Annotated in this window: 5 protein-coding genes and 2 tRNA genes; 2 read left to right on the top strand and 5 right to left on the bottom strand. The window is 50.9% G+C overall.

Features of this window, described 5'->3' with window-relative positions; genetic code table 11:
- Positions 1 to 61: 61 nt before the first annotated feature.
- A tRNA-Asn gene (locus tag ABD846_RS01635) sits at positions 62 to 135 on the bottom strand.
- A 55-nt stretch (positions 136 to 190) separates the two neighbouring features.
- Positions 191 to 2,140, bottom strand: coding sequence for a glycosyltransferase family 2 protein (locus tag ABD846_RS01630; protein WP_344822003.1), 1,950 nt, complete (start codon positions 2,138 to 2,140; stop codon positions 191 to 193).
- 187 nt (positions 2,141 to 2,327) lie between these two features.
- On the opposite strand from ABD846_RS01630, the gene ABD846_RS01625 reads away from it, so the two are divergent.
- Positions 2,328 to 2,398 (top strand) — tRNA-Gln (locus ABD846_RS01625).
- A gap of 286 nt (positions 2,399 to 2,684) precedes the next feature.
- Here ABD846_RS01625 and ABD846_RS01620 read toward each other — a convergent pair.
- Together ABD846_RS01620 and ABD846_RS01615 are read right to left on the bottom strand one after the other, a co-directional pair.
- Positions 2,685 to 2,960, bottom strand: coding sequence for a hypothetical protein (locus ABD846_RS01620; RefSeq protein ID WP_344822001.1), 276 nt, complete (start codon positions 2,958 to 2,960; stop codon positions 2,685 to 2,687).
- 237 nt (positions 2,961 to 3,197) lie between these two features.
- On the bottom strand, positions 3,198 to 4,094 hold the full coding sequence (locus ABD846_RS01615) for an EamA family transporter (RefSeq protein WP_344821999.1): 897 nt from the start codon (positions 4,092 to 4,094) through the stop codon (positions 3,198 to 3,200).
- Positions 4,095 to 4,224: 130 nt separating this feature from the next.
- On the opposite strand from ABD846_RS01615, the gene ABD846_RS01610 reads away from it, so the two are divergent.
- Positions 4,225 to 6,705, top strand: coding sequence for an AsmA family protein (locus ABD846_RS01610; RefSeq protein ID WP_344821997.1), 2,481 nt, complete (start codon positions 4,225 to 4,227; stop codon positions 6,703 to 6,705).
- Here ABD846_RS01610 and ABD846_RS01605 read toward each other — a convergent pair.
- Positions 6,702 to 7,448 carry a glycosyltransferase family 2 protein gene (locus ABD846_RS01605; protein ID WP_344821995.1) on the bottom strand — a complete coding sequence of 249 codons (747 nt, stop codon included), beginning with the start codon at positions 7,446 to 7,448 and terminating at the stop codon, positions 6,702 to 6,704. The two genes, ABD846_RS01610 and ABD846_RS01605, sit on opposite strands and share 4 nt — an antisense overlap.
- Between the last annotated feature and the right edge of the window lie 2 nt (positions 7,449 to 7,450).

Raw genomic sequence — 7,450 nt, 5'->3', positions numbered from 1 at the left:
CAACTGAGCTAAAAACCTTACAACAAAAAAAAGCCTCACATTTCTGTAAGGCTTTTGGCTGCTCTCCCTGCTGGACTTGAACCAGCGACCCTCTGATTAACAGTCAGATGCTCTAACCAACTGAGCTAAGGAAGAGTGTTTTCCCGTTTGGGATTGCAAAGATAGAAAACTTTCTTTTCCGGCAAAATTTTTATGCGCTTTTTTTACCCAAAAACTTCAGATTTTTCAGCAACAGCGAAAAGTCCAGTCCCACCACATAATGCTCGGCATATTCCGTAGCCGCCAGCTGCACTACTTCCCCACCCGGCTCATAACCATGCTGTAGCGCATAAGGAGGTAACACGTACGGTTTCACCTGCGGCAAACCCAGCTCCCGGCTATACCCTACCCAGGCTTTCCGGCCCAGCAATACCGAAAATATATTCGACAGTAATCCTCCAGGTTCGTGCACACGGAACAACAGCACCGGGTACAGCAACAGCAGGCATAAAGACGCAAGCATGTCAAACACACGCTTATTCCGTGCCGAAACAAAAGTGGCAATATTATAGCGCTTATCGGCCGTGTACAGGTCGCCGGCGGTATGACTGGAATTGCTGCCTACAAAGCTCCGGCTGCCGGGTATATGTATCTTGTAGTCGTATGCATCGCCGCAGTCCTGCATCTGCTGCAGGATGGTCTGGTATTGCAGTCCGTTCACGCAGAACACCACTTCATTGATGCTGAGCGTATGCAGCAGCGCTTTCATTTCGGAGATGTTACCAAGCGCCTGTCCGTCTGCAGTACCGATGCTGATGCGGCCTACAATATCGGGCGCATAATGCACCTGCTCCAGCAGTTCAGCCGTTTCGCGGAAATGCGCCTCTGTGGCTACTATCACTGCCCGCTTGGGCACCTGGTTGTACCGCACGATGCGGGAGATACCCGTCCAGTGCAGCAGCTCCCGCAGCCCTACAATAGCCAGCGCGCCGATAGCCCCCGAGAACAGGATCACCGCACGCGAATAACGGAACTCGGCGGAAAGGATACCGAAGTACGCCAGGATAATGATGGTACCGATGAGCATGCCGCGCACCACGCGCAGCGCGCGGTAAGGCTGATCGTATCCGCCGTTCAGGTAAATGCTCAGAGTCCACAGCAGGATGTACACCGGGAAAGTGGCGTACAGCGTGGCATTCCCGATCGGCTTCAGGTGCTTCACGCCTTCCACCCAGAGATTGTTCATCAGCAGCAATACGCCCAGCAAAGCCAGCGCATCGAATATGGGTGTTTTGAACAGGCGGAAGAATACTTTCAGAAAAGACCATACGGCCCGCATCGCAATGCCCACATTGATGAGCAGGATGAACAGGGTTGCATTGGTCTTGGAATAATGCTTGCGCACAAAGGTGGACAGTGCTTCGTTGAACACACGTATGTAAGACAGCGTGGCTTTCTTCGTGCTCTCGCCTTTGTAATGGATAAGCGTGGCATCCGGGAAATACATATTCTCGTGTCCGGATTGCGCTATACGGTACGACAGGTCCACATCTTCGCAATACATGAAATAATCCTCATCAAAAGCCTTGCCGATACCGGGGAACAGGCTGCTGCGTACGAGCATGCAGCAACCCGACAGTACTTCAACCGGAGCCTGTTCGAATTCGCCTACATGCACCGCATAGTACTTATTGAAATACGGAGAGCGCGGGAACACTTTATTGAGTCCGGAACTCTTGAACAGCGCAACGGACAAGGTGGGGAAAGATTTCTTGCCGTCCGGGGCAAAACTGCCTTTGCCGTCGATAAGCCGCGGACCCAGTGCACCGGCTTTGGGGTGCGCATCCATATAAGCGATCGTCTTGCGCAGAAAATCTTCAGGCATCACCGTATCCGGATTCAGGAACAGGATATACTCCCCTTTTGCGATCTCCACGCCCTGGTTGTTGGCTTTGGAAAAACCGGTATTTTCTTTGTTTTCGATCAGCACCACCGACGGAAACTCGCGCCTGATGAGCGCACAGCTGTCGTCGGACGAATGGTTGTCCACCACGATCACCTCGGCATCTGTACCGGCGCAGGCACGCATCACAGAATGCAGGCACAGCTCGATAAAATACTGCACATTGTAGTTGACGATAATGATGGATACTTTCTTCACGAGGGGTATTGGTCCGGATAAATTGTTGCGAATATAAAGCCTGCAAAATTAATACAGCAAGAACGCAGATTTTGTTGTAATATTGCGCTCGCAAAACAGCTAAGAGGCAGTCCTGCCGGGACTTCCCGAAATTTTTTAAAAATATTTTTGGAGATTTCAAATCGCTGATTAACTTTGCAGCCCTGTTAGTCCGATGGTGTAATGGTAACACTACAGATTTTGATTCTGTCATTCTAGGTTCGAACCCTGGTCGGACTACTAACAGTAAAGCGACAACCACCTGGTTGTCGCTTTTTTTTTGCTTTATCCGCCCCTGCTTTTCCCCGGAAAAATGCCCCTGCCGGCAGATGTGCCGCTATTTGCGGATATTTACAGATTAGCCTGAATAGCCCATGGTCTTTACGATCGGGACGGCCCACAAAACGGGAAAAGTATTCGACTTCTGCTGCGACCTTCCATTTCGGCAATTAACGGAAAACAAAAAGCGACCCTCCTTCCGGGGGATCGCCTTTAGCATTCATCCTTCTTAAGCGTCAAAATTCTTCTAGATCGGCTGTGTCACCGAAGTTCGTATCTGGTCAATGTCTCGCAGCAGTAACAATTGCGCAGTGGCAGCGTCACGGGCTTCAAGAGATCCGCGCACCTCTGAAAATGCATTATTGAAAACAGACTCACTTTCAGGGTAACGTCGGCGAAGTTCTGACAACAGATTGCGGCATTTCTCGTACTGCTGTTCGATGGTTTCTAACCTCACATGATGCGAGAGGCGCGAGAGCAACATATGCACATCGCGCAATGCGGATAAGGGACAGTTCTTCATAACATTTCAATTTTTGTTCGGGTGCACTACGAATGTAAACGCATATTCCCGGAAAAACACAGCAGTTGAAGATGTTGTAAGGACAGCATGATTAAAGTATAAACCGGGCTCATTTCCGGGGCATTTTACAGCTGTTATATCACTAATAAGTTCACAATTGCTTCACATAACCATCGCATACACGGAATGGCTATACCGCAGAAACAATCGCTTTTCGCAGAACAGCATGTAACAGGATCAGGACCGCTTGCGGTAGCCATTGCGGATCACGACAATACCGGTGATGATCAATGCCATGGCGAATACGGTGAACAGGTTCAGCGGTTCGTTGAGCACCGCCGCACCAAGCAGAACGGCCACCAGCGGATTGATGTATGCGTAAGACATTACGAAACCCACAGGCAGGTGCTTTAAAGCATAGATATAAGCGCTGTACGCTACGAGCGAACCGAAAACCACGAGGTACGCAAATGCAGCAAATCCTTCCGGATTCCACCACACAATCCCGCTGTAATCGTCGGCAAACGGACTGATGAAAAGCATCAGGGCGCCACCAAGCGTCACCTGTAATCCCGCATCAAAAAAACTGTTCACCTTCGGGCGCTCGCTTTTGTTGAGCAGACTCCCGTAAGCCCAGGCTACCGTGGCCGCAAACAGTCCCGCGATGGCCCAGCCATACAGTGGATGCCCGCTGCCGGCCGCAGAAAGATTGTCTTTGAAGATCAGCGCCACACCACTGAACCCGAGCAGCATACCCGCAACGATCCACTTATTCAGTTTTTCCTTACCCCGGATGATATTGATGAGCACCGAGCTGATGGGCATCGTGGAACAGATCAGCGCCGCCACCCCACTCTGTATATACTGCTCCGACCAGGTGACGAGTCCGTTACCGGCTGTGATCAGCAGGAACCCGATGAGTGCCTGCTGCAGTATATTAGACCAGCTCAGATCCCGTTGCCGGTTCACCGCAAGCGCAATCACCATCGTGAGCACACCCGCAATCACCTGGCGGCAACCTGCCATCAGGAAAGGCGGATAATGCAGCACCGCCACTCTTATCGCAAGGTAGGTGGTGCCCCAGATAAGACAGATGGCGGCATAAGACAGGTAAGCACGGGTATGGTTGTTCATAGAATGGAAATGCAATTTTCCACATTATTCGTCACTAAAAAAAGTTTAAGATAACCGTACTATATAAAGTATTCTTTTTGCCATACCTTGGTATGACCAATATTTATCTACCTACTTATTTACTACCCGTTTGAAAAAGGCACTCAAAATAACTTTATGGACTGCCGGTATCATCGTTGCCCTTCTTCTGATCGGGCTCAGCGCTGCGTACTGGTATATAGCAAGAAATAAAGAACAGATACGGCTGTTTGTCCAGCAGGAATTCAGCAACAATTACAATGGTACATTGCAGATCGGCGCTATTGAGCCGGATGTCTGGAAACAGTTCCCGAGCATCAGCCTGGGCCTGCATGACGTAGTGATACGCGATACCTTATGGCCGAAACACCACACCGATTTCCTGAATGTAAAACACCTGTACCTCAAACTGGCTTTCTGGCCTCTGCTGAAGGGGAATGTGGCTGTGGACAAGCTGCTGCTGCAGGACGGAACAATGAACCTCTTTGTGGCGGCGGACAGTTCGTCGAACAAAAGCATCTTCCAGCGTAAAAAAGTAAAGAAGAAAAAGAAAGGTAAAGCTTCCTTCGATGTGAATGTGATGACACTGCAGAACTTCCATTTTACCTTCCGCAATGCGCCATATAAAAAGTATTTCGATTTCCGCATACCGGAGCTGAACGGTCGCATCCACAGTATCGACCAGGTGTTCCATTTCCAGACGCAGGCAAAGGTGCAGGTAAAGTCGTTTGCGTTCAATACGGATAAAGGCTCTTATTTCAAAGATCAGAATATTACGTTCGAACTCGCGTTCACGTTCAATCCGAAACGGAATTTGCTGCAGGTGAAAAACCAGGAGTTTGTGATCGGCGACCAGCGCCTGCGCATGAACGGAGATTTCTTTACAGCAAAGGCAGACAACTGGTTTTCGACGGACATTGAAGGGAAGAATGTCAACTACCGGACCGGACTGAGCTGGGTTCCGCCTACGGTGTACAACTCGCTCAAAGGCTTTATTTTCGAGCGGCCCGTAAGCTTTAAAATGCATATCGAGGGACGCCTGAAAGATCAGCGCATTCCACTCGTGGCGCTCTCCGCGGATTTTATCAACAATACACTTGATTCGAAATTCGGCAAGTTCGATTCGCTGTCGTTCCACCTCAGCTATGTGAACGGCAGCAAAAAAGACAGCCTGTACGGCGATGAATATTCTTTCCTGAAGCTCACCAAACTGAAGGCACAATTTGCGGGCATCCCGCTGACGGCCGATACCACAACAGTCGTGAACCTGAAATCCTCCAAGATAAAAACGCATGTGCGTTCTTCGTTCCCGGTGAAGAAACTGAACAACGTGTTCGGGCGCGAAAGCTTCATCTTCGGGGAGGGCAATGCACAGATTGACCTGCATTATGAAGGCGGCATGAAAAAAGATGCTAAATACCCGCTGAACATTTCTGCCTTCGTGGATCTGCGCCAGATAGAAATGACCTACCGTCCGCGTAACCTGCATTTCCATAAATGCAATGTGCGCCTGCAGGTGCTGAACAATGATATCAAGGTAGTGGAAAGCGAACTGAACACGGAACGCAGCCAAGTGTTCATTGCAGCCTATTCGCGCGACTTCCTCTCGCTGTACCGCGAACACCCGGAAAACATCCTGATCGAAGCGCAGGTACGCAGTAAACATATCGACCTGAACGAGTTCCAGAGCTTCCTGCAAAGCAGACCGCAGGCGGTACGCCGGCCGAAGAAAAGCAGCGGTAACGGCAACTCTCCCGATTTTCTGGACGAGGCGCTCGACCTGTCGCGCACCCGCCTTACCGTTGCGGTGGACAAAGTAACCTTTAAGCGCTTCGATGCCCGTAATATCAAGGGCGATCTGCTGCTGCTGTCGAACGGGATTGAACTGCGCAATGCTTCGCTGGAACATGCGGACGGAAACCTTTCGATGAGCGGCGCGCTGCACAACACAGATGCACGCCGGCCCGACTTTTCGATAAACGCGAAGGTGGAGCACACCTCTATCGGCAAACTATTATACGCATTCGACAATTTCGGCCAGCAATCGTTCCATCCGGAGAATATCAGGGGCACCATTGATGTGACCAGCCATCTCGAAGGACAGCTGGACGATTCGAACGCTATCGTCGGCAGCAGCCTGCGCGGAACCGCCACTTTTGACATCCGGCACGGTGCGCTGGTCAACTTCCGGCCGCTGCTGAAAATGGGCAGGCTGCTGTTCCGTAAAGAACGGCTGGAACAGGTGAACTTCGAACGTATCCACAATACATTTACGATCCGTGGCAACGAAATCGATATCCCGCCGATGTGGGTGAATACAGACCTCATCGATATGCAGATACAGGGCGTGTACAGCCTGGGGATCGGCACGGATATCCTGCTGGAGATACCGCTGTTCCGCTTCTCTAAAAAAGACATAGCGGAAGATCCCCAATTATCGCAGAGCAAGGGATTCCGTCTGTATATACAGGCGAAGGACGACGAAAAAGGAGAAATGCACTTCAAGCCAAAGCTGCGGAACACGGATATCAGCAAGGAAAATCAGGAACGGAAGCGCCTGAAGGAGCTGCGGAAAAAGCGGAAAGCCAACTAAGGCTTTTCGCTCCAGCGGTATTTGAGCCAAGTGTAGCGTGCTTCCTCGCAGGCGATTTCCCAGCCTGCACGTCCCTCGAGAAATCCTCTTTTGAATACGTAGTCTCTCAGGAAGCGGAAACCCGCACTTGTGTATTTTTTCCAGAACGGACTGTATCGCCGTGCATTGCTGCGCGCTTCGGCAAACTCCCGTGCATAGCGGTTCATTTTCTCGCGGTAGCTCTGCTTGTTTGCTGCCGTGTAATGAAACACATACCCTTCAATCTTTTGCGGAATATGCCCGTCCAGTGCGAGGTATTCGTGCACACCTTCGCTCACCCAGCGGATCCTTCGCTTATCGAACAGGCGGCAATGCCGGTCGGGCACCCATCCTCCATGCCGGATGAAATGATCGCCCCAGGAAGTAAGAAAGTCCATTTCGTACACAGCCGCTTCCGGCTGCTTCATGGCTTCCTGTATCTGGAACGCCAGCTCGAAGCTCAGGCATTCATCCGCATCGATGGAAAGGATATAATCGTGCAGCGCCTTTTCGTTACCGAAATTCTTCTGATCGGCATAGCCCGTCCAGTCGCGGTGAAAAACACGCGCGCCCATTTCCTCTGCGATCTCCCGGGTACGGTCTGTAGAGCCGCTGTCCACCACCACGATATCCGCTGTCACCTGCCGGAGACTCTGGATACAGCGCGCAATGTTGGCTGCTTCGTTACGGGTGATCACCACTGCCGAAAGAGGAGTTGCTGTCATAA

The sequence above is a fragment of the Rurimicrobium arvi genome (assembly GCF_039540495.1).
Classification (GTDB): domain Bacteria; phylum Bacteroidota; class Bacteroidia; order Chitinophagales; family Chitinophagaceae; genus Rurimicrobium; species Rurimicrobium arvi.
Note: the sequence above shows the minus strand (reverse complement) of the source record. Positions and strands in the feature narration are given on the sequence as shown.